The organism is Mesobacillus maritimus, assembly GCF_019749255.1.
In the GTDB taxonomy this organism is placed as follows: Bacteria; Bacillota; Bacilli; order Bacillales; family Cytobacillaceae; genus Mesobacillus_B; species Mesobacillus_B maritimus_A.
In genome coordinates, this window is sequence record NZ_JACWFH010000029.1 from 23464 (window position 1) to 46360 (window position 22897).

Genomic DNA, 22897 nt, shown 5'->3' on the forward strand with positions numbered 1-22897 from the left:
AAGAGAGGCCAACCATTCTTATAGTTGACCATCCTTTACCTTTGAGAATTATTTTCTGCGTATTTCCATACTATCTGAGGAAGGGGGATTTTGAGCCATTGTCTTTGCTAAATACTCTTTCACTTCATTGTAGGACATCCCAGAATTGGCATTTTGCTGTTTGACCTTTTCGATATCTGTTCCTACGTCAGTATATTTTTTCATCTTCTCACCTCTATCTTAAGGGTGGGACAATGAACCTGTCCCTTTGTCTCTCTTGGGATTGGGACAATGAACCCTTTTCTCACTTAAGGTGATTCTAATCTGGAAGACTTATTCGTTTTAGGGTGAAAAAAAAGCGGCCAGCTCGGCCACTTTATATACGCTTTGATCCAATGTATCTTGCTTTCCAATAAGAGTTGTTCATACTGGTAATGCTAACACCAGCGGAAGTTGTCGAATGGATAACTTGTCCATTGCCGATGTACATGGCAACATGAGTGACCTTTTTGCCACCACTTGTTGCATAGAACACTAAGTCTCCAGGTGCTAACGATTTAACTGCGGTGCCTTTTGTATACATTTCCGCTGCTGTTCGCGGAAGCGTGACACCAGCCTGTTTGTATGAATAGGAGACAAAGCCAGAGCAGTCAAAGCCTTTTGGTGTAGTCCCGCCCCATTTGTATTTTACGCCCTGGTGGCTTTTAGCAACTGAAATGGCTTTAGTACGATAGTCTGTGGTTTTGGCAGGTACGGTACTTTTAGCAGCTGTTGTACTTTTTGTTGCTGCTTTTGGAGCAATATATTTTGAGCTAACAAATCCTTGTTTTCCGTTTGCGGTCACCTTAGCCCAACCGTTGGATTGGCTGTGGACAGTCACCGCAGTTCCTTTTGCAAGTTTCGTTACGACGTTAGAACTGGTTGTTGCTGTTTTCCGCATATTTAAAGTTCCAGAATTAATTTTTACATAATAAGGGGTCCCTGAAGCGGATGCTTGGTTCATTGCCGGTACTGCGGTTGCTATTAATAGAATTAGTACTAGTGCTGCTAGTATTCTCTTAAACAAGGTAGTTGCCCCCCGGTTCCTAATATGATAAAACTAGTATACTCCGTAAGCGTTTACATTCTGGTAACAGAAAAATTACGGTTATATTACAAATTGCGACATTAATCGATACTAACAGGTGAAGAGTCTGGCGAGTTATGAAATACTATAGAAAAAAATGTGGATTACAGAAAGTGTTTCAAATTAAGGGAGGAAAATAGGTGGAGACTGCTACTTTTTATTTTCATAGTCAAGATGGGAAACGTATTTTTGCTAGGAAGTGGATTGCGGAAGGGGAGCCTAAGGCGATTCTGCAAATTGCACATGGGATGGCAGAACATATTGGACGTTATGGTGATTTTGCGCAATTTCTCGTTCAACAGGGAATCTACGTTTATGGAAATGACCACCGGGGTCACGGAAAAACGGAAGAGATGGATGAAGACCGAGGATATTATGCAGATGAAAATGGCTTTGAAACAGTCGTAGCAGATATGAAGCTGCTTACAGATGTCATCAAGCAAGACTACCCGAATGCACCGTTTTTTTTGCTAGGGCATAGTATGGGTTCCTTCCTTGCGCGGCGTTATATTCAACTATATGGTGAACAACTTGATGGAACCATTTTTACTGGCACAGGGGGCCATCCTGGATTTGTGGGGAAGATCGGTCATTATTTAGCAGTACGAGAAGCACGAAAACTTGGTAGGCGCACTCCAAGCCCGCGTATGAACAGTTTAACATTTGGAAGCTACAACAAAGCGTTTAACCCGGCGAGAACAGAGTTTGATTGGCTCACACGAGATGAAAATGAAGTGGATACTTATCTTGCAGATCCGCTCTGTGGTGGTGTGTTTACTGCAGGTTTTTTTGAAGACTTCCTCAAAGGGTTACTGTCTCTATATGAAGAAGATGCGCGAATTCCTAAGGATTTACCCGTTTCTCTTTTGTCGGGGGACAAAGACCCTGTAGGGAAAAATACGAAAGGTGTGCTTCAAAACTATCATCAGCTCCAATCTGTCGGTTTGAAGGATGTGTCTTACAAATTTTACCCAGGCGCAAGGCATGAGATATTGAATGAGACGAATAAATTAGAAGTTTATCAAGATATCTTGGAGTGGATAGAGAAGCGGTTGGACTAATTTACGTCTCATTTGTAATTCAATCATTTGGGAATCCTTCTCCTTCAGGTTATAATCGTTGGCAGTACGTTTATTTAAAATGACAGAAGGGAAGTGAAGAATGTGCGATTAAAAGGTAAAAAGGTGGTTAGCCTTGTTCACCACGATTTTGAGGATTTAGAGCTTTGGTACCCGATCTTACGACTCCGGGAAGAGGGAGCGATTGTCGATCTTGCTGGGGAAGAAGCGAAGGTAAAATATATTGGGAAATATGGTGTTCCAGCTGAATCGGATTTGGCTTACTCCGAAGTAAAAGCGGAGAACTATGATGCGATTCTCGTTCCAGGAGGATGGGCACCTGATAAAATTCGCCGCTTTCCAGAGGTGCTAACTTTGCTTCAAGAAATGGATCAGGATCAGAAGCCTATTGGACAAATATGTCACGCAGGCTGGGTACTGATTTCAGCAAAGATCCTTCAAGGGAAAAAGGTGACAAGTACGCCAGGCATTCGGGATGATATGGAAAACGCCGGAGCTACTTGGTTTGATGAACCAGTTGTCACAGATGGGCACCTAGTATCAAGCCGTCGCCCACCGGATCTACCGGATTACCTAAGGGAATTTATTAATGTGTTAACGGAGAAGTAAATTCTGTATTGACTTAACATCAAAAGGGAGGGTTGTGCGAATCCGCAGCTCTCTCTTTTTTGGGGTTTTAAGGATGTCATTACCAAGCCTCGACCTATGGACACCTAATCTTTGAACTATAAGTTGTTTTGCTGCCCAAACCAAGCATGACATGCAAAGTATGCGACTGAAGAGCCTTCTCAATACCTAAACCTCAAGCGTCAGGATGCAGTAGGAGAAGCGAGAAGCTGTCTCGGTGCCCAAACTCAAGAGTCAGGTTCAAGTATGGGAAGCGAGAAGCTGTCTCGGTGCCCAAACTCAAGAGTCAGGTTCTAGTATGGGAAGCGAGAAGCTGTATCGGTGCCCAAGCTCAAGAGTCAGGTTCTAGTATGGGAAGCGAGAAGCTGTCTCGGTGCCCAAACTCAAGAGTCAGGTTCTAGTATGGGAAGCGAGAAGCTGTATCGGTGCCCAAACTCAAGCGCCAGGTTCTAGTATGGGAAGCGAGAAGCTATCTCGGTGCCCAAACTCAAGAGTCAGGTTCTAGTATGGGAAGCGAGAAGCTGTCTCGATGCCCAAACTCAAGAGTCAGGTTCTAGTATGGGAAGCGAGAAGCTGTATCGGTGCCCAAACTCAAGAGTCAGGTTCAAGTATGGGAAGCGAGAAGCTGTCTCGATGCCCAAACTCAAGAGTCAGGTTCTAGTATGAGAAGCGAGAAGCTGTCTCGGTGCCCAAACTCAAGAGTCAGGTTCTAGTATGGGAAGCGAGAAGCTGTCTCGATGCCCAAACTCAAGCGCCAGGTTCTAGTATGGGAAGCGAGAAGCTGTTCTAATGCCCAAACTCAAGTCGATACTCCGAGTATGGGAGATGAATGAAGTGTAGTTTGCCAACAGTAGGCCCCAAAATAATAAGCCGCTATATTCTGCGAAACGAATATTTACTTCGACCTAAAGTCCTCTCAGCCTTGATCTACCAAGGCAATTTTAATCAAACGTTTGATTAAAAAAGGTTTTCAATCCTGTAGGAAGAGCGAGGTTCCCCGGAAATAATCAGCCAATATATGGTATGATGGAACTTATAAAATTCGGGTATCCAACAATAATGGTCCACAAAAGAGGCGAATAAAAATGAGTGATTCTAAAGCAAAACATCGGTTTGGTCCTATGGCTGAGCCTTGGAGGATGTTGTTGTTTTTACTGTTGGCTCAATTATTGGTGGCGTTTGTCGGTAGGAGCATCGGTCCGCTAGGGGTCCTAATTGGTGAAGACTTAACCTTAACGAAATCTCAAATTGGGATGTTGCCTGCTGCGCTATTTTTTGGGCAAATGGTGGCAGCTGTACCGGCAGGGATGTTAACGGATAAATATGGCTCACGGAAATTGTTGATGGCGGCCGCCTTTTGTGTCGGTATCGGCTTTCTCGTCATGACTTTTATTGGTCATTTTGCTGCAGTGCTTTTCTTTGTTGCCTTAGGTGGTCTCGGGTATGGAAGCATGCATCCAATTACGAATAAGGGAATCATTTATTGGTTTTCAAATAAACAGCGCGGAACGGCTATGGGGATTAAGCAGACTGGCGTGACAGCTGGTGCTGCCCTAGCAGGTTTAATTCTACTGCCGCTAGGAGCTGAATATGGCTGGCGCCCAGTGTTACTAGGAGCTTGCGTCCTTCTACTGCTAAGTGGGGTCCTTTCCTACTTTCTATACCGCGACCCACCAGAACAAACACAATCAGCGAGTCAAGAAAGTCTAGGTTCCTTTTATAAGTCGATGTTTAAGCTAATGAAAAATAAAGCGCTCATGCTTGTGAGTTTAAGTGCTTTTGGCCTTAGTGGATCCCAAATGTGTTTGAATACTTACATTGTTTTATACGCGCATGAAAAGCTAGGAATCTCTTTATTTCTTTCTGGCATTCTATTAGTTATCTCAGAAGTTAGTGGTTCTTTGGGAAGGATAGCGTGGGGGATGATCAGTGATTTCTTGTTTAATAGCAACCGAATTATCATCTTAATCATTATTACGATTTTAACAGCTATATCGAGCCTGACCGTTGCCTTCACCTCAGATGCTTCGTTCGGGGTAATGGTTCCAATTGTTGTCGTATTTGGCTTTTCAATTTCCGGCTTTAATGGAATCTGGATGAACCTTGCCACTGAAATTGTCCCACGCGAACAATCTGGAATCTCTAGCGGAGTAAGCCTAACATTTGGCTCGATTGGCGTGGTGCTGATTCCCCCGATTTATGGCTTATTGGTCGACCAAACTGGAAGCTTTGCTTCAGGCTGGCTTTTTATCACCATTCTGATGGTCATTGTTTTTATGATGTTAAGCTATCTTTCTATTAAAAATAAAGCAGAAACCGCAAAAAGAGGCTAGACAGAAAACCACCCCATTCACAATGAAGGGGTGGTTAAAATCAATTCTACTTAAGCTTGAACTTTCTTTAATTCCTGATCGCGAAGCTCTCTTCTTAACAGTTTTCCAACCGCTGATTTTGGAAGCTCTTCAAGAATTTCAACTGCTTTTGGTGCTTTGTAAGGAGCAAGATTCTCTTTCCCAAATGCTAGAATTTCTTCTACAGTAAGAGTAGAATCAGCTTTTAATTTTACAAATGCTTTAACCGTTTCACCACGGTACTCATCTGGAAGGCCGATAACGATTGCTTCTTCAACACCATCAAGGCCGTAAAGAACTTCTTCGACTTCACGTGGATAAACATTGTAGCCGCTGGCAATGATCATATCTTTGCTGCGGTCAAGGATGTAGAAATAACCATCTTCATCCATCTTTGCAATGTCTCCTGTATGCAACCAGCCGTCTTTAAGCGCCTGTTCGGTATCCTTTGGACGGTTCCAGTAGCCTTTCATGACTTGTGGTCCTTTTACAATCAGTTCACCTGCTTCGCCAACAGGAGCATCAACATACTCGCCGTTTTCTTCGCGAACGATGCGCACGATGGTGCTTTGAACTGGAATTCCGATACTTCCTTCTTTAGCTGGAAGGAACGGAGGAGTGAAAATAACAGTTGGTGACGCCTCAGAAAGGCCGTATCCATCATTTACTTGAGCACCAGTAATTTTTTGAAATGCCTTCGCTTGTTCAACTGGTAGTGGAGCTCCGCCGCTTCCTACAAAATACAGTTGATCAAAACCAGCATCTTTTAATAATTCTGGTTGGCTGTTTAGTCCGAAATACATTGTAGGAACAGCCGCAAATAAGAATGGCTTTTCACGCTTAACTGTTTCAATTACTTCTTGTACATCAAATCGTGGTAATACAATTTGATTTGCACCTTCTCTAATTCCGCAAAGGGCAACACTTGAAAGTCCATATACATGGAACATTGGAAGGACGGTAATCATTTTGAAGTCCTCAGGTTTATTTTCAAGTGGCTTATAAATCGCGTCACAGACTTGATTAAAGTTTGCTAGAAGGTTATTGTGTGTGAGCATTACACCTTTAGGCACACCAGTGGTTCCGCCTGTGTATTGTAAAATCGCTACATCCTCAAATGGATTGATTGAGCATTCCTCGATTTCACCAACAGCATGGGCAGCCTCTTCGAAGTAAACATCCTCACTAGCAAGCTCTGCCTTTTCACCAAGTCCGATTGCGACAATATGTTTTAAATATGTGTCAGCTTGTACTTTCTTGATCTTTGGATAGAAAGCATCAAGAGCAAACATATACTTCGCACCAGAATCTTCTAATACAAAAGCAATCTCTCTCTCAACATACATTGGATTTACTTGAACAGCAATCCCACCCAAACGGAAGATTGCAAATAGGGCGAAAATATAATGTGGAGTATTTGGTAGCATAACCGCTACGCGATCTCCCTTTTGAAATCCTTGATTATGTAAATGAACGGAAAGGCGATCAACAATGGCTTTTGTTTCATTAAAGCTAAACTGCTTGCCATAAAACGTGAATGCCGGCTTATTGCCGAATCTTCCAACAGCATCCTCTAAGAAATCATAAAGAGACTCATATTTAACGCTTACATGCTCATCAATTTTTGACTCATACCATTTTAGCCAAGGTTTTGAACGATAGACCATACTATTACCCTCCTAGAAATGAACTTGAATTGTTATATTTAGATAAATATATGAAGTACTCATCCACAATTATTGAAATAAAACGAAAAAATGTAAACGCATAATTGTCGACATAATCCCACAATTAAAAAAATTCTATTTTTATAATTCCCTAATTATCGCGGTTTTTCCTAGTTGTCAACGTGTGAATCGTATCGAAATTTGTCGTAAAGTTTTTGAATGTTCGATTATTTTTAACAATTCCGAGTCGTAAATATAGGTAATGGTGAAAAAGGTATTATTGTGTGCTAGTTCTCATAAAAAGCTGATCGTAACTTCCTTACAGAAAGAATAGAGTCACATGGAAAGTACCATCCGAATTAGTAACAGAGTGATAGGACTATGATGAGTACGTTATTTTGAAAAAACAACGGTTGTAAAATGGGAAGGTTGTTTTTTTACTGGTCTTTACTAAGGAATGAAGGGGAATAAGTTCAGCTTAATGAAAGGGAATCCTTGTTTCTATCTATTTGTTTTGGGTTAAACGATAGAATAAGAGTTTCACAAAAAAGTTTTATTTCGGGCAGGTAGATAAGGGAAATCCTACGTATTTATTATATCGATATAATTTAATTTAAATATTTAAATAATTTTGAAATTATGTTTGACAAGTAATTTGACATCCAATATATTAAAGTGGTACATAAATTTGGAAATTAGAAAAGCTGTCGAAATCACAACCGATGCAGGTATGAAGCGAAGGGACGGTAGAGGAGGGGAAAACAACAAGGATACTTCTTTAGTGTTATCTTAAGATACTAACCGGTTATTTAGTTAGGGGAATGTCACTTTTAGTCTTCATTTTGAATAATAATTTTTATTCGGATTTAGATTTACCGTAATCTATCAACTTTGTTCAATTCACTTCTATGGATGAATCTTTCATTTTTTTAAGTAAAAGGAGATAAGAACATGCTGGCTAAACAGTTGAAACAAGACTTATTGAGCACGAAAGTACGTACGCAGGTAGAAAAACCTGGTCAGAAGGAAATGTGGACGTATGGGCTAGGGAGCTTTGGAATCTTCACGGTGTGGACATTGATTGGCGCTTTCCTAACGTATTACTACACGGATGTGGCTGGTATTGGTGCAGCGACAGTTGGAACGTTGATGTTAGTTTCAAGGCTCTTTGACGGCGTAACCGATTTTGGAATGGGTGCAATTGTTGATGTGACAAAATCTAAACACGGGAAAGCGCGTCCTTGGTTGTTATGGATGTCCTTTCCGCTTGCTATCACAACGATTCTATTATTCTCAGTTCCTAACCTTAGTGACACGGGGAAGATTGTTTATGCTTATGCTACTTATCTATTATTTATCTTGCTTTACACAGCGGTTTCAATTCCTTATAAAACCTTACTTGGCGTTATGACCCAGGATCAGAACAGCCGATCAACGGCAAACGTGTATGCGGGTATTTTTATTATGACAGGAACGTTGGTCGTGATGACGTTAACACAGCCTTTGGTTGCTAAGATAGGTTGGACAATGTTAGCGGTGATTTACGGTGTCATCACGTTTGCATCGCTTTATGTGACCTTCCTTGTTGTAAAAGAAAGAAGTTCCTCCTATGGGGATCATGCTGAGAAGGTGTCGGCAAAAGAAGGATTTAAGGCCTTAACAAAGAACAAATACTGGGTGATGATTACAGGTTATTGTTTGATTTTCTACGCAACTACTGCGCTAACGCAAGGTGCGGCCTTATATTACTCCCAGTATATTTTAGGGAATATTGGCTATTTCCCATTTTATGGACTAGCTGTTTCAGTGCCCATGTTGATTGGAATGTTTTTCTTAACACCACTTGTAAAAAGATATGGAAAGCGCAATATGGCCGTAGTTGGTGCGATTATTTATGTTGTTGCGCAATCGTTAAAACTGATTGACCCCACAAATGTCGTTTTATTCTTGGGTGGTTCAGGTTTGGCTGGAATTGGTGCCATTCCTCCGATTGCCTTATTGTTTGCGATGATCAATGACACGGTAGAATATGGGGAGTACAAGACGGGAGTTCGGACTGAGGGCCTTGTTAACAGTGGTGCAAGCTTTGGAATTAAGGTTGGAACAGGTCTTGGTCTTGCGTTAATTGGTTGGTTACTAGGATTTGGTGGTTACGTAGGTGGAGCAGCTGAACAAACGGGGTTAACACTTCAAATGATTTTGGCTTTAAATATCTACATCCCAATTGCTTTAGGGGTATTGCAACTAGTTATTATGTTGATGTTTAAACTAGACAAGGAGTACCCGACAGTATTGGCTGAATTGCAAAGAAGAAAGAGATGAAGGTTGTGAGGGGTGTCAGACATAAAAACTACCATGCGCCGCTTTCGGAAGCAAAAGGTGATCTCACAAACGAATAATATTTTATTGAGAGGAATGCTATTTAATTAGCACTTCTCTCTTTTTTTTTGTTAAGGTGGCTAATGCTTCTGCTCCATTACGGTGTGGACGTAACTAAAATAACCAGCCCCTAAGTAATCCCATTCTAATTTTAGCAGATAACCAAACTGTCTCTATATTAATGAACTGGGGAGGGGTACATTTTTCACAATATGGGATACTCGTCCGTACCTTTTCGCTCCTTCTTGAATTCACTGTATTAATGGGGTTTAGACAGCCCATTTGATCGAATAAAGAAAGGGAAATTTAGGGAAGGGAGTTTTTTTGTGGATACTACTTATTTGGAACAATGTGTTGCCAATATTAAAGTCCGGAATTTAGTGAATGAAGATGTTGAGGTCGAGAATCAGTCGCCGTTGACGATGATTGGCAAAGGGCGTCAAGGTGCAGTATTTCAAGTTACCGAGGACATTTGCGTGAAAGTGTTTGGAAATAATGAGGATTGTGAGCGGGAATATTATGCGCTAGCGCTAGGGCAACATACCAATCTATTTCCAAAGCTCTATCATAAAGGTCCGCTTCATATTGCAATGGAAATCATTAGAGGAGTTGACCTGCGCGAATATCTCCAGTCGCAACCACTGTCGAAGGAGCTTTCAGTGAAGTTAATTGAAATGCTGATTACCTTTAAAGAAATCGGCTATGAGCGGATTGATCACCATAAACGGCAAATCTATTTGCAACAGGATGGCAGCCTAAAGGTTATTGATGTGGCAAGAACGGTATGGCGGGACAGGGTTTACCCTTATCCTCGTAAGCTATTAAATTCACTTGGGACAGAAAACAAAGAAGTGTTCTTGGCTCATGTTCAAGAGCTTTCGCCCGTTCTATATGACGAATGGATCCATTATATCCGCATGGAGGAGATTGCGAGTGAAATCTATCAGGTTTTGCTGGAATCACCGAAGAAAAATGTAGACATGGTAAAGGCACTCAGTGACAAACTGTTGACTACGAACGATGAAGAAAGATATGTAATCCTGATGGCAGGTTTGATGCACAAGGTTTTTAAAGAGCAGTGGGTGAAAACAATGCTTGCACGCGGAGAAGAGACCAGTAAAGTCTATGAAAAGATTGATGAATATTGGGATAAACAAAAACGTGAATTTAAAGCGTTAAAAGAAAATCAGGGCAACGATCATGGCGGAGATAGCGTCGATCCGATTGATGCAGAATCCCAAAAAGGTGGAAAGAAAAAGGGGAAAGGAAAAGAGGCCCATCATGACGGTGGCAAAAAGGCTGGAAACGCCAACTCCAAGAACAAAGGAAAAGATACAAAAAAACAAGAAAAGGACAAATCGAAGAAAAAGAAAGGAAAATACAGCAAATGGTTGACCTTTGGCTTGATGTAAAGGTGCCCGCCGTAGTGTCTAAACTAGGGAACCTTAAAAGAAAGCGAGGGAGAGACTAAATGAAAGTACTCATAATCTGGCGCCTGCTCACGGTGGGTGGGGTGAATGCTGGATGGAGGAACCGAGCAATTTATTTTAAACAGCATGGAATAGAGACGGAATTCCTTTATACGACCGACCATGGGGGCATGCATATTATGGAAGACGTTGCTCCTGTTTATTTAACAAAGGATGAAACCAAAATTGTTTCCATTATCCGGGATAATCATTATGACGCTGTCATTGTCGTTGATACAGGGAAAGCCTATAAATGGCTGCGGGAAGCAAACTATCAGGGGCCGGTGATTGTCGAAGCAAGAACACCTGAGCTTATTAAACTTACTCCTCATATAAAATCTTTTAGAGGATTCACTCCGGAAACGATCATTGTTCCTTCCTACTATCAAAAGCGCTTGGTTTCAATTTTAACCAGAGATATTCCAATTAATGTTATCTATAATGGCGTGGACACAGAATTTTTCCGTGCATTGAGCTCAGAGGAAATCGATTTTACCAGTGTGCCGCAACTGCCTGAAAATAAAAAAGTCATTGCCTATATTGGTCGATTGGACAAACGGAAAAATTGGCCGATGCTTCTTGAAATTGCTAAGCGGGCAAAGCAGGAACGAGACGATGTTGAGTTTTGGATTATTGGTGGGGCGCAAAGTGTCCAGCGAGAGGAATTTGCCGCAGAATGGAAGGCACAGCAGCTTACAGATATTGTCAAGTGGTTCCCTGTGATCCCTTACCAGCAGATGCCGCATATGTATGCAAAGGTCCGGGAATCAGGTGGTTGTACGTTAGCAACGACAAAGTCAGAGTCGTTCGGTAATACGTTTATTGAGTCCATGGTGTCAGGTGTTCCGGTTGTTGCCTCAAGGATGATGCCAGTAACTGAATTAGTAAAAGAAGGCGAGACTGGATTGCTGTACCGGGGACAGAATGTCGATGATGCTGTTAAGCAAATCTATCGTATTCTCGATGACCCAGAGCATCATAAAAAGATGTCAGCCGCTGCAATTAAACATGTTCAAGAGAACTTTTCAATTGAAAAAGTAGCTCAACAATATGTGGAGCTTTTACAAGAAATAGTGCCGACAGATTCAGCAGATGGTGAGGTGAATGCATGGTGATTGAACCAGTTGCTTATCAGAAAAAATTAGCAGGTAAGTCAAATGCACATCTTATCACCTTCAACGATGGGAACGATTATGTCGTAAAATTTTTTCAGCCAGGGTTTGAAAAAACATTGCCTAATGAGTGGATTGGTTATTGTTTAGCAAGGTACTTGCAAATGCCTGTCCCGTATGGGGTGATTGTTGATATCCCTAAAGACTTTCTTGATAAAGTTCAGGAGGAGCGGATGAGACAAGGGAGTGCCGAAGTTCCTGACTTCTCACAAATAAGTGAATTTCCCTACCAGTTTGCCACTTTATATGTGCCAGATTGTGTCGATGGTCATGAGGTAGCGGAACTCAGTGGTTTAACTAATTATGAGAGTTTGGCGAGCATTATTTTATTTGATTATTGGGTAGGCAACCAAGATCGCACGCGGAAGAATATCTTGTTCCAAGCAAAACCAAAAGATACTGGAGAAGGGTGTGGGCAAGAAAATCCTCAAGAATTAAACAATATTCATGAATACTACCATCTATGGGCTATAGATCATGCCGAAATTCTTGGAGGGTTTAACTGGCAATTGGCGGACCTTGAGGGATTATCAAACGGCCTTGTGAAAAGTACAGCTCACAAAATAATGGCTTCTTTTATTGAAAATGAAGGTGAATTTTACAAGCAACTCGAAGTCATCCAGACGATTCCGATTTTATTAATGGAAGAGATTGTCGCTCTTATTCCTGAAGAATGGGGTGTATCAAAAGAAGAACGAAAGGCCATTGTGACCACTCTCCTTTACCGTCGGCATAAGGTCTTGCCAAAGCTACTCCCACGATTCGTTCGAAAAATCTACCAACCAATAAAAGCAGAAAAAAATTAAGGCCTTGAACAGGATTATCGATCATTGATGGAGGACTGGTTCACAATGTTTAAGATTAAGAGACTATGGATGTGGCCAGTATGTGCCCGCTTGTATGAACAAATTTGTGATTCAAGGAGGGACACATATGAAAATCAGAAAAGCGATCATCCCAGCAGCGGGTCTTGGTACGCGTTTTTTGCCGGCCACAAAGGCTCAGGCAAAGGAAATGCTGCCAATCGTCGATAAACCAACCATTCAATATATCGTCGAAGAGGCAATCGCTTCAGGGATTGAAGAAATCCTTATCATAACTGGTAGAGGAAAACGTGCGATTGAACATCATTTTACGAAATCCTACCAATTAGAAGATGCGCTATTGAAGAAACAGAAGATGGATATTTTAGAAGATATCCAGAAACTTTCTAGTATGATTAATATTTATTATCTCTATCAAAAGGAGCCGAACGGTTTGGGGGATGCCGTACTTTGTGCGAGAAACTTTGTTGGCAACGAGCCCTTTGCCGTCTTACTAGGGGATGACATTGTTATGTCGGAAACTCCATGTCTGAAGCAACTGATCGATGCATTTGAGTATAGCAATAGCTCGGTTGTAGCGGTCCAGAAGGTTGCGAAGAAAGAAGTAAGTAAATATGGAATTATCAAAACGAATGGCACGATACAAGCATCTAAAATGCATATGGTCGATTCTTTGGTTGAAAAACCAAAGCCAAAAGAAGCACCGTCACAGTATGCCATCATGGGACGATATGTACTAAGACCAGAAATTTTTGATGTTCTTGAAGAAACTCCTATAGGTGCTGGGGATGAGTTGCAGTTAACGGATGCTCTCAATCAGTTGGTCAAAAGGCAGGCGGTCTTTGCTTATGAATTTGCGGGAAGACGCTATGATATTGGAGATAAGCTCGGGTTTATCAGAGCAACAATTGACTTTGCCTTGCAACGAGAAGACCTCCGTGACGATGTTTTAGATTTTTTAAAGAGCAGACTAGAACAAACTCCGGTACGAGAGACCGAGGTGGAGTAGGATGAAGGTTGCGATTTTAGGTACAGGATATGTGGGACTGTCGACAGGTGTTTCGTTAGCCGAAATCGGCCATCAGGTATGCTGTATTGATGTGGATGAAGCAAAAATCAATCAACTACAACAAGGCATTTCTCCGATATATGAGCCAGGCATGGAAGAATTTTTAACAAGAAATATCGCAGCTGGTAGACTTCGTTTTACAACTTCACATCGACAGGGGGTAGCTGGTGCGGAAATTGTCATCCTTGCTGTTGGAACACCGCAACGAGAAGACGGCAGTGCCGACTTAACGTATCTTGTTGAAGCCGCAAAAGATTTAGCGGCATACCTTGAGCAGGAAACAATTGTTGTCATTAAGAGCACGGTCCCTGTGGGGACGAATGATGAAGTGAGAAAAATCCTCGAAGCGAATTGCCATGAAGATGTTTCGGTAAAAATGGTAGCAAATCCTGAATTCCTAAGACAAGGATCTGCGTTAAAAGATACACTTGAGGCTGATAGAATCATCATTGGCAGTGATCATCAACAAGCTGCAAGCAAGGTAAAAGAAATGTACAGTCCATTAAAGGTTCCGTGTATGCTCACAAGCGTAAGAAGTGCAGAGATGATTAAATACGCCTCCAATGCCTTTTTGGCTACAAAAATCAGCTTTATTAATGCGGTCGCCAACCTGTGTGAGGCGGTCGGTGCTGATGTGACAGATGTCGCAAAGGGAATGGGGATGGATAAACGTATTGGCAACCATTTTCTGAACGCCGGGATTGGCTATGGTGGCTCGTGTTTTCCAAAAGATGTAAAAGCATTGTGGCATACAACTAGGAATGAAGAGGTAGACTTTGGGGTGCTTGCTGAAACGATGAGGATAAACGATGAGCAACAAGTCCGCCTGGTAAAGAAAACTTTAAAGCGATTCGCTGGGGATGTTTCAGGCAAGAAAATCGCCATGCTCGGTCTTTCGTTTAAACCGGAAACAGATGATATGAGAGAAGCTCCTTCGATAAAAATTGCTCAGGAACTGACCAAACTTGGTGCTCATGTGGCCGCTTACGATCCTGTAGCAACCAAGAATGCGAAAAGGGTTATTGGAGAATCGATCAGTTATGCGGATACCCTTCTTGAGGCTGTAACGGACGCTGATGCTGTGCTAGTAGTTACAGAGTGGCAGGAAATGAAACAGATGGACATCGCTAGCCTAGGGGAAGTGATGAAGCAAGTGATTATCTTTGATGGACGCAACTGTCTTGATGAAGAGCAGCTTCGCAACTGTAAAAATATTGAGTACCACCCAATTGGAAGGCCCGCTATTATCACATAAATTCACATGAAGTAATAAACGGAGGAAGGGTCAGGAGGATTTCTGGCCTTTTCCAGTTTTTATACATAAAAACGATTTAAATTTTTCTGTCTTTCTGCTTCCTCAAATTGTAAAATTAATTGTATTCTATTTTGATAAGATACAAACTTAGTGAACGTTCTTTTATTTGAAATTTTTAAATCCTTTTGGGTTTGTATAGAGGTGCTAGGGTTACATGGAAAATGAGAAGATGAACGAGTTATCAGGGAAAAATGACAATAACAAAACGTTGTTATCTTTAAATAAACAAATTGCCGATTTAAAATTGGCTCTCGATGAATCCTCCATAATTGCCATTACCGATCATACTGGGAAAATTATTGAGGTAAATCGTAAGTTTTGTGAAATCTCAAAATATAGTGAGGAGGAGGCAATCGGGCAGAATCATCGAATTATTAATTCAGGCTATCATCCAAAAGAGTTTTTTCGGCAAATGTGGAAGACAATTGCCTCTGGCAAGGTTTGGCGGGGAGAAATCCAAAACAAAGCGAAGGATGGAAGCTTGTATTGGGTGCATACCACGATTGTTCCCTTTTTAAACGAAAGTGGCCGACCATACCGATATTTTTCACTAAGAGTGGATATTACCGAGCAGAAGCAAATGGAGGCTGCTCTCCAACAAGCGCTTAAGGATGATTTTAAGCAGACCGTTAAGAACTTGGAAAATGGTATTTTTAAGATGATTAAAGATGAACAGGGGAAGTTGATTTATACAATGTCTGAAGGAAAGCTGATGCAGGAGTTAGAAATTGCAACTGAAGTCCTTCAGGAAAAAACTCCATCTGAAACTTTCCCTGCGTCGATTGCTTCAAGTAAAAATGCTCACTATGAAAAAGCATTTCAAGGATATCGAGTCAATTATGAGGTTGAGCTTGCAGGGAAACTTCTTTATTGTGATGTATCTCCGATTAAACAAGGAAATCAAGTAGTTGAAATTGTTGGCTCCGTTCATGATATAACAGAATTGCGTGCGACTCAGAGGCAATTACAAGAAAACAAAATCCTTTATGATTCTCTCTTAAGATTAAGCAATGATTCCGTGTTTTCGTTTGATACATATGGAAACCTTATCAGTATGAATCCAGCGACTGAGATGTTACTAGGTTATTCCCTTAGCGAACTACAGCAAGAATCTTTAAAATTGCTCATCGTACCAGAGTATAGGGAACTCACATTGCAGTGGGTTTCTAAAGCACTCCAAGGCGAATTGCAAAACTTTGATACTGTTCTCTATCAAAAAACAGGTGCCAAGGTGCACGTGAATTTAACTTTGTTGCCGATCACTGTTGAAAATCAAACTACTAGAATCTATTTTATTGGCAAGGATATTACCGAACAAAAAAAGATTCAAGAGTTAAATGCCTATTTAGCCCAACATGATGAATTAACGAAGCTATTAAATCGCAGAGGATTTGAATTGGCTCTTCAAAAAGATTTAACAGTAGCAAAGGAAAAGCAACAGATACTAGCACTAATGTATATTGATTTTGACCGATTTAAATACATCAATGATACGTTAGGTCATTATGTTGGCGATCAACTACTAGAGGCAATTGCCAAGCGTCTAAAAGAGTGTGTCGATAAAGGAATGTCCATTGCCCGTATGGGTGGCGACGAATTTATGATTCTTTGCCCTGCGGTTGAAACAGAAAAAAATGCAGTTGAAGCAGCTAAAAAAACCCTTCATAGTTTAAAGGCCCCGTTTTTCATTAATGGCATTGAGCTTTATGTCACCGCTAGTATTGGAATCAGTATGTATCCAAAACACGGAGACAATGTTGTGGACTTGATGAAATATGCCGATCTTGCGCTTTATCGAGCGAAAGATCGTGGTAGAAATAACTACCAAGTATATGATTCGACTATGCATACAACAAGTTATCAGTCTTTTTTCCTCGAACAGGATTTGCGGAAGGCCTTGATTCACAAAGAGTTCATGGTTTATTTTCAACCACGAGTTGATAGTAGTACAGGAGAAATTATCGGTGCGGAGGCGTTAATCCGTTGGAATCATCCTGAATTGGGACTTGTCCCACCGTCCGATTTCATTTCAGTTGCGGAAGAAACAGGAATGATTATTCCAATTGGTCAATGGGTGAAAAAAACGGTTTGCGAGCAATTGGTAAAATGGCGGAAGAGTGGCATTCCTCTTGTCCCGATTAGTATCAATATTAGTGCGCAACGTTTTTTACAAAGAGATTTCTCTAGTCATTTTCGTAAGTTACTTGAGGAGTACGGTTTGGATGGGAGCCTTTTTGAGATTGAGATAACGGAAAACTCTCTAATGCGAAATGAAGAGTATGTGAAGGAGACAATTGCTGAATTAAAAGAACTAGGTGCTAAGATTTATATCGATGATTTTGGGACAGGATATTCTTCCTTTGCATACTTAAAAACATTTAAGTTGGACGGTATTAAAATCGACCAATCTTTTATTCGAAATATCTCTCATGAATCTGACAATGAGAGCATAACAGCAGCCATGATTCAGATGGCTCAATTGCTTCACATGGATGTCGTTGCAGAAGGGGTGGAAACAGAAGTAGAATTGACCATCCTACGAGAACTCCAGTGTCAACATGTCCAGGGTTTTTATTTTAGTAAACCTGTTCCGACAGAGGAGTTCGTGAGAATGTTGAAGAACGGAATTTGTCAACCAGCAAATACGTGATAGTAGTTCTGTTAAACTTGTGATTAAATCGAGAAGGCCTTTAATCAGTAAAAAAGGCCATTGACGATTTCCTCTATTTTCATTATGATAAATAAAGAATTTAATACCCGTGCTCGGACGGGAGAGGTTCATAGCGGAAACCCTCTATAAAAAACTATGGATTTATGACGATTCAGCCATATCCATACCCGGATGTGGCTTTTTTACATCCTTTTGATTGTTTAGCTATGAAAACCTCCCTGTACGCGCGTGAGTACACAATATTGGGAGGTTTTTTTATGTCTGGACGTAAAGAAGAACAAGGTTTAAAGGATTTAACATTGCTTGGGAATCAACATACACAATATCCATCCGATTATGCACCTGAGGTGTTGGAGGCGGTGGACAGCTTGCATAGTAATCGTGATTATTTTGTGAAATTCAATTGTCCTGAGTTTACAAGTCTCTGCCCGATTACGGGTCAGCCTGACTTTGCAACCATGTATATTTCTTATATTCCCGATAAAAAAATTGTAGAAAGCAAGTCATTAAAACTATATTTGTTTAGCTTCAGAAATCATGGAGATTTCCATGAAGATTGTGTCAATATCATCATGAATGACTTAATTAAACTACTTGACCCGCGTTATATCGAGGTTTGGGGTAAGTTTACTCCTCGTGGTGGAATTTCAATTGACCCTTGGTGCAATTACGGCAAACCAGGAACCAAATATGAAGAAATGGCTCACTTCAGGTTGATGAATCATGACCTTTATCCTGAGAAGGTCGACAACCGGTAAAAGGTTCATTTGGGGAATGGGAGATTTTTTTCCTCAGATTAAAGAAAGGAGTTTGCATATGCTTTTATATTTAAATGGCATTTTTGTAGGATTACTAATCTTATCGAATATCGTGGCAGTAAAGCTTTTTAGTATCGGAACGTGGGCGATGCTACCTGCAGCGGTCATTATATACATTTTTACCTTTCCCATTACCGATGTGATCGTCGAGGTTTATGGAAAAAAAGAAGCGCAGCGCACCGTTCGAGCGGGCTTCATTACACAGGTTTTGGGGTTAATTTTTATCGCGGTTACCATTGCTTTACCGGCTGCACCTGCATTTGGGGAACAAGCTTCTTTTGAAACGATTCTTAGTGGAAGCTTCAGAGTGGTGGTGGCAAGCTTGGTTTCATATATGATTAGCCAAAATCTTGATGTGTTTGTATTTGGGCAACTAAAGGCCAAACATGGCCAAAAGAAGCTGTGGCTACGCAACAATGCATCAACCATGACTAGTCAATTAATCGATACGACGATCTTTATTGTGATTGCGTTTTACGGAACCATGCCATTGTCCGTACTAGGCAGCCTGATTCTCACACAATATGCTTTTAAATTCCTTGCGTCCGTTGTACTAACGCCGGTTGTGTATCTATTGGTCGGCTTCGTTAAAAAACAAGAGTCCATTCCACTTAGGGCAGAGGGGACACCGTTGTAGAGATGTGCTCGGGTTCGGACAGCGCTACACTTTTTTAACCTGTTCCTGTCCGAAGTAGGCTCGGGTTCGGACAGCGCTACACTTTTTTAACCTGTTCCTGTCCGAAGTAGGCTCGAGTTCGGACAGCGCTACACTTTTTTAACCGGTTCCTGTCCGAAGTGGGCTCGAGTTCGGACAGCGCTACACTTTTTTAACCTGTTCCTGTCCGAAGTGGGCTCGAGTTCGGACAGCGCTACACTTTTTTAACCTGTTCCTGTCCGAAGTGGGCGGGTTCGGACAGCGCTACACTTTTTTAACCTGTTCCTGTCCGAAGTAGGCTCGGGTTCGGACAGTGATTCACTTTTTTAACCTGTTCCTGTCCGAAGTAGGCTCGGGTTCGGACAGCGCTACACTTTTTTAACCTGTTTCTGTCCGAAGTGAGCTGAAGATCAAATTGCAAAAGAAGTTTTATGGCCCATGAAATCTCAATAGGGCCATGAAACTTCTTATTCTGTAATCGGAGAAACTCTTGCAAGAATTGACAGCTTTTATTCTATCCCAAAAGTAAAAACAGTCTCTTTTTCATACTTCTCACCAGCATTTAAGCGCACGTCAGGAAACCCTTCATGGTGAAGTGATGCAGGGGAAGCTTGAGTCTCGAAGCAAACGCCAAGATATTTCTGAGAGGTTGCTTCTGCTAGTTGCATTTGGTCGTCCAAACTATTTCCTGTATACATTACCATACCTGGCTGATTCGTTTTGACCGACATTACACGACCGCTATTTGGCTCACGAACCACTGCTTGTTGCTCCTTGTTATCGTCAAAGATGAAATAATGGTCATACCCGTTACCAGCAATTTTATTCTGCTGATATTCATCATTAAACCCATCTCCGAGGCGACGCCCCAGACGGAAATCAAACGTGGTTCCCTCAACTTGCGGTTTCGCACCAGTTGGAATTAATTCCTCATCCAATTCAACAAACTGCTGACTATCAATCGTTACGTGATGATCTTGTACTGTTGTTTTTAAATCTCCGCTTAAATTAAAATAACAATGGTTTGTTAGCGTCAATGGAGTCGTTTGGTCACTAGTTGCTTCATAAAAAAGAGAAAGCTGATTTTCGTTATTTAGTGTATACGTTACCTTAACCTCAACATTTCCAGGGTATCCACCCTCGCCATCAGCACTTTTATGAGTAAGCGTTAGTCCAACATTAACGTCATTCTGAAACGGAGTAACATCCCAGATTACTTGATGGAATCCCTTAGACCCACCATGTAGATGGTTTTCTCCGTCGTTTGCTTCTAAAGGATAACTCTCACCATTCAGCTCAAAGGATGAACCTTGAATTCGGCCAGCAACTCGGCCAATTAACGCCCCAAGGAAGGGAGGGTTTGCTTCATAATCTCGATAATCTTTAAACCCGAGAGCCACATTCTCAATATTGCCATCTCGATCAGGCACGTTTATTTTCGTAATGATTCCACCATAATTAAGCACACTTACCGACATTTTCGTATCATTGATTAACGTAAATTCCTTCCACTTTCCTAAAACCTCTGTAGTTTCAATCATCATGCTCCATACCACCTAGTTTTTTAGTTTGTTATTGAAGTGATTTTATAAACATCCATCTTTTAATATTGCCTTCACTGTTACGATTTTATCTTGCTTTATTAAAAAATAAAGTTGGTTATTAACTTAGTACATCAGATAAACTAAGTTACTTCCAGTCTACTAGGAATCTGTCTCATAGACAAGCGGTGAAAGGGCAACTTTTTATAATAAAAATCCCCCTAACCGGTTGGAAAGGGGGATGTTCAGATTACAGCGTAATATCAATGTTTTTTTCATTTTTTGTTCGTAAGTCTTCAATTAGCTTATTTACTTTTTCATTTTTCTTTTCAGCTGTTACTTGTTGCTCAAGTTGAGGTTTTATTGTTTTGAAGTCTTCTGGTTCTTGTTTTTGACTTTCAAGGGCTTTTTTATATTCCTCGTATTTACCTGTTACTTCATCTTCGTTCACTTCAATTTTACCAATCGTGCTGTCTAGGTACTTTGTAATGGTAAGCTGATTTTTCACTTGTACTTTTAATTCTTTTTCTGTTATTTTATTCTCTTTTAATTTCTCTTCATATTTTGCGTCGTCTTCAAATTGAGACTTAATTGCATCCATTTCGGAATCCAGTTCGCTTTGTTCAACTGTAATCCCATCTTCTTTTGCAGACTGAAGAACTAGTTTCGTGTTTACGAGTTGGTTTAGAACTGACAATTCAACTTGTTCTTTCATTTCATCATCAAGATCGTCTAAATTCATGCCTTGTTGAGTGTACATATTCTTTGTATTCTCTAGTTCCGTTTCGTAGTCAGTTTTCAAGATTTCTTCCCCATTTACAGTTGCAACAACCTCTGAAGATTTGTCCTCACTACAAGCTCCTAGTATGAGCGTGACCATTCCTAATAAAATAAACCATTTAGATGCTCTTTTAAACAAAAAAACCTCTCCTCTCAATCCAATGAGGTCATTGTATCACATTTACAAGACTAGTGATGGTTTGTAAATAAATTGTTATCTCGATGTAACGCCTAATTATTAGCTAACTAACGTCCAAAAGAGATGAATTTGTCGAAAAAAAGGATGGAGGGATAGACAATTTTCTTATGGTTTTAAATGGTATTTTTGCTATCGTAATATCAAAAGCGATAAAGGGGTGGCGGGATGTATTTTGAGAATCTATTAGATGCCCTGTTTGGAGAGAGAGAAATTCTACATGTATTAGAATGCTCGATTTGTGGGTTTGATGAAATATACTATGTAGATTCTACAACCAAGAAACAAATCGGTAGGGCATGCTGTGGCTGCCAATTTGTCCAGAAGTTTGAGTTTTGAATCAACGTATTCTTAGTGCATGGTATAGAAGTGGTTAAAAATAAAAAATGGCATAATCCGCACTGGATTTATGCCATTTTTATTTACGCTCGTTTCGCAAACTTTGTAGCTGTAAAGCTAAATCCTAAGTGTTTAGGCAATTTTTAAATGCAAACTGATACAGGGTGACAGGCACCATCCATTTTTATGCCATTTTACCCTAGGAAATTAAATATATAAAAAATTAGGGTTTCTGAAGTTCTTATGTTATACTTTGTCTACCGTTTTCCGATTCATGTTCCCTGCTCATAGACTGAGCAGGGTTTTTTATTTACTTAAAAAATCTTCCTTACTATAGAAAAGAAAAAAGCCGGTTGTCACGTTGACAATCGGCTTTTACTGTTCAGATTCACTTTTCTCCTCGACCTCGATCCAATCTTGGGACCATTTCTCAATTTCCTTCATAAGTGGTTCTAAGGCTAATCCCTTGTCTGTTAGGGAATACTCAATTCGCACAGGTGTTTCTGGATACACCTCGCGTTTTACGATTCCTTGGGTTTCGAGGTCTTTTAATCTCTCTGATAGGACACGTCCGCTGATTCCCATTGACGATTCTAATGTACAGAACCGTTTTGGCCCGGTAAGTAGCTGGTAAATGACTAGTCCAGTCCAACGCTGGCTTAACATACTCATTGCTTTTTCAAACCGAGGGCAAATGATTGTTGTATCCATCCGATATCACCTCTATCTATATTTATATGACATTCTGTTACCAATAACAATATATTTACAATACATTATTTAGGAACTTGACACAAGTAGATATTAAAAATATAATTACTTACATAAAGTAACTAACTA

General features: G+C 40.7%; 19 protein-coding genes and 1 riboswitch. Of the genes, 13 read left to right on the plus strand and 6 right to left on the minus strand.

Annotated elements, in window-relative coordinates:
- Nucleotides 1-48 precede the first annotated feature (48 nt).
- On the minus strand, nt 49-204 hold the full coding sequence (locus tag H0185_RS18885; RefSeq protein WP_221875049.1) for a hypothetical protein: 156 nt from the start codon (nt 202-204) through the stop codon (nt 49-51).
- A gap of 151 nt (nt 205-355) precedes the next feature.
- Nucleotides 356-1045 carry a C40 family peptidase gene (locus tag H0185_RS18890; RefSeq protein ID WP_221875050.1) on the minus strand — a complete coding sequence of 230 codons (690 nt, stop codon included), beginning with the start codon at nt 1043-1045 and terminating at the stop codon, nt 356-358.
- 200 nt (nt 1046-1245) lie between these two features.
- Here H0185_RS18890 and H0185_RS18895 point away from each other — a divergent pair, with 200 nt between their 5' ends.
- The 3 genes from H0185_RS18895 (at nt 1246) to H0185_RS18905 (ending at nt 5144) form a co-directional block, all read left to right on the plus strand.
- Complete coding sequence (locus H0185_RS18895) at nt 1246-2166, plus strand: alpha/beta hydrolase (RefSeq protein WP_221875051.1); 921 nt, start codon at nt 1246-1248, stop codon at nt 2164-2166.
- A 102-nt stretch (nt 2167-2268) separates the two neighbouring features.
- Nucleotides 2269-2793 carry a type 1 glutamine amidotransferase domain-containing protein gene (locus tag H0185_RS18900; RefSeq protein WP_221875052.1) on the plus strand — a complete coding sequence of 175 codons (525 nt, stop codon included), beginning with the start codon at nt 2269-2271 and terminating at the stop codon, nt 2791-2793.
- Between the two features lie 1103 nt (nt 2794-3896).
- Nucleotides 3897-5144, plus strand: a complete 1248-nt coding sequence (locus H0185_RS18905) for an MFS transporter (RefSeq protein WP_221875053.1) — start codon at nt 3897-3899, stop codon at nt 5142-5144.
- Between the two features lie 50 nt (nt 5145-5194).
- On the opposite strand, the gene H0185_RS18910 is transcribed toward H0185_RS18905, so the two are convergent.
- Nucleotides 5195-6829 carry a long-chain-fatty-acid--CoA ligase gene (locus H0185_RS18910; protein ID WP_221875054.1) on the minus strand — a complete coding sequence of 545 codons (1635 nt, stop codon included), beginning with the start codon at nt 6827-6829 and terminating at the stop codon, nt 5195-5197.
- Between the two features lie 951 nt (nt 6830-7780).
- On the opposite strand from H0185_RS18910, the gene H0185_RS18915 reads away from it, so the two are divergent.
- The 9 genes from H0185_RS18915 to H0185_RS18955 all read left to right on the plus strand — a co-directional run bounded on the left by H0185_RS18915 (nt 7781) and on the right by H0185_RS18955 (nt 19183).
- Entirely contained in the window at nt 7781-9151 is a 1371-nt protein-coding gene (locus tag H0185_RS18915; RefSeq protein ID WP_221875055.1) for an MFS transporter, read from the plus strand.
- Between the two features lie 383 nt (nt 9152-9534).
- Complete coding sequence (locus tag H0185_RS18920) at nt 9535-10620, plus strand: serine/threonine-protein kinase (protein ID WP_221875056.1); 1086 nt, start codon at nt 9535-9537, stop codon at nt 10618-10620.
- 59 nt (nt 10621-10679) lie between these two features.
- Complete coding sequence (locus tag H0185_RS18925; protein WP_221875057.1) at nt 10680-11792, plus strand: glycosyltransferase family 4 protein; 1113 nt, start codon at nt 10680-10682, stop codon at nt 11790-11792.
- Nucleotides 11786-12655 carry a HipA family kinase gene (locus tag H0185_RS18930; RefSeq protein WP_246629292.1) on the plus strand — a complete coding sequence of 290 codons (870 nt, stop codon included), beginning with the start codon at nt 11786-11788 and terminating at the stop codon, nt 12653-12655. The genes H0185_RS18925 and H0185_RS18930 overlap by 7 nt, the downstream gene beginning before the upstream one ends.
- A gap of 127 nt (nt 12656-12782) precedes the next feature.
- A complete protein-coding gene (gene galU / locus H0185_RS18935) occupies nt 12783-13682 on the plus strand; it encodes a UTP--glucose-1-phosphate uridylyltransferase GalU (RefSeq protein WP_221875058.1) in 900 nt (299 codons plus the stop codon).
- A 1-nt stretch (nt 13683) separates the two neighbouring features.
- On the plus strand, nt 13684-14997 hold the full coding sequence (locus H0185_RS18940) for a UDP-glucose dehydrogenase family protein (protein ID WP_221875059.1): 1314 nt from the start codon (nt 13684-13686) through the stop codon (nt 14995-14997).
- A 214-nt stretch (nt 14998-15211) separates the two neighbouring features.
- Nucleotides 15212-17707, plus strand: a complete 2496-nt coding sequence (locus tag H0185_RS18945) for a sensor domain-containing protein (protein WP_221875060.1) — start codon at nt 15212-15214, stop codon at nt 17705-17707.
- A gap of 117 nt (nt 17708-17824) precedes the next feature.
- Nucleotides 17825-17871, plus strand: a riboswitch (PreQ1 riboswitch).
- Between the two features lie 114 nt (nt 17872-17985).
- Nucleotides 17986-18486 (plus strand): preQ(1) synthase, encoded by a 501-nt coding sequence (gene queF / locus H0185_RS18950; protein ID WP_221875061.1) that lies wholly within the window; start codon nt 17986-17988, stop codon nt 18484-18486.
- A 58-nt stretch (nt 18487-18544) separates the two neighbouring features.
- Complete coding sequence (locus tag H0185_RS18955; RefSeq protein WP_221875062.1) at nt 18545-19183, plus strand: queuosine precursor transporter; 639 nt, start codon at nt 18545-18547, stop codon at nt 19181-19183.
- Nucleotides 19184-19710: 527 nt separating this feature from the next.
- On the opposite strand, the gene H0185_RS18960 is transcribed toward H0185_RS18955, so the two are convergent.
- A complete protein-coding gene (locus H0185_RS18960) occupies nt 19711-20745 on the minus strand; it encodes an aldose epimerase family protein (protein ID WP_221875063.1) in 1035 nt (344 codons plus the stop codon).
- 247 nt (nt 20746-20992) lie between these two features.
- Entirely contained in the window at nt 20993-21661 is a 669-nt protein-coding gene (locus tag H0185_RS18965; RefSeq protein ID WP_221875064.1) for a SurA N-terminal domain-containing protein, read from the minus strand.
- Between the two features lie 225 nt (nt 21662-21886).
- Between H0185_RS18965 and H0185_RS18970 the strand changes: the two genes are divergently transcribed.
- Complete coding sequence (locus H0185_RS18970) at nt 21887-22057, plus strand: acyltransferase (RefSeq protein ID WP_221875065.1); 171 nt, start codon at nt 21887-21889, stop codon at nt 22055-22057.
- Nucleotides 22058-22432: 375 nt separating this feature from the next.
- Here H0185_RS18970 and H0185_RS18975 read toward each other — a convergent pair whose 3' ends face one another.
- A complete protein-coding gene (locus H0185_RS18975; protein ID WP_221875066.1) occupies nt 22433-22768 on the minus strand; it encodes a winged helix-turn-helix transcriptional regulator in 336 nt (111 codons plus the stop codon).
- Between the last annotated feature and the right edge of the window lie 129 nt (nt 22769-22897).

Excerpts from the sequence above, each read along its gene's own strand:
- H0185_RS18885 (WP_221875049.1), bottom strand. The coding sequence starts at position 204 with ATGAAAAAATATACTGACGTAGGAACAGATATCGAAAAGGTCAAACAG.
- H0185_RS18905 (WP_221875053.1), top strand. The coding sequence starts at position 3,897 with ATGAGTGATTCTAAAGCAAAACATCGGTTTGGTCCTATGGCTGAGCCT.
- H0185_RS18910 (WP_221875054.1), bottom strand. The coding sequence starts at position 6,829 with ATGGTCTATCGTTCAAAACCTTGGCTAAAATGGTATGAGTCAAAAATT.
- H0185_RS18915 (WP_221875055.1), top strand. The coding sequence starts at position 7,781 with ATGCTGGCTAAACAGTTGAAACAAGACTTATTGAGCACGAAAGTACGT.
- H0185_RS18925 (WP_221875057.1), top strand. The coding sequence starts at position 10,680 with ATGAAAGTACTCATAATCTGGCGCCTGCTCACGGTGGGTGGGGTGAAT.
- H0185_RS18930 (WP_246629292.1), top strand. The coding sequence starts at position 11,786 with ATGGTGATTGAACCAGTTGCTTATCAGAAAAAATTAGCAGGTAAGTCA.
- galU (WP_221875058.1), top strand. The coding sequence starts at position 12,783 with ATGAAAATCAGAAAAGCGATCATCCCAGCAGCGGGTCTTGGTACGCGT.
- H0185_RS18940 (WP_221875059.1), top strand. The coding sequence starts at position 13,684 with ATGAAGGTTGCGATTTTAGGTACAGGATATGTGGGACTGTCGACAGGT.
- H0185_RS18945 (WP_221875060.1), top strand. The coding sequence starts at position 15,212 with ATGGAAAATGAGAAGATGAACGAGTTATCAGGGAAAAATGACAATAAC.
- queF (WP_221875061.1), top strand. The coding sequence starts at position 17,986 with ATGTCTGGACGTAAAGAAGAACAAGGTTTAAAGGATTTAACATTGCTT.
- H0185_RS18955 (WP_221875062.1), top strand. The coding sequence starts at position 18,545 with ATGCTTTTATATTTAAATGGCATTTTTGTAGGATTACTAATCTTATCG.
- H0185_RS18960 (WP_221875063.1), bottom strand. The coding sequence starts at position 20,745 with ATGATGATTGAAACTACAGAGGTTTTAGGAAAGTGGAAGGAATTTACG.
- H0185_RS18970 (WP_221875065.1), top strand. The coding sequence starts at position 21,887 with ATGTATTTTGAGAATCTATTAGATGCCCTGTTTGGAGAGAGAGAAATT.
- H0185_RS18975 (WP_221875066.1), bottom strand. The coding sequence starts at position 22,768 with ATGGATACAACAATCATTTGCCCTCGGTTTGAAAAAGCAATGAGTATG.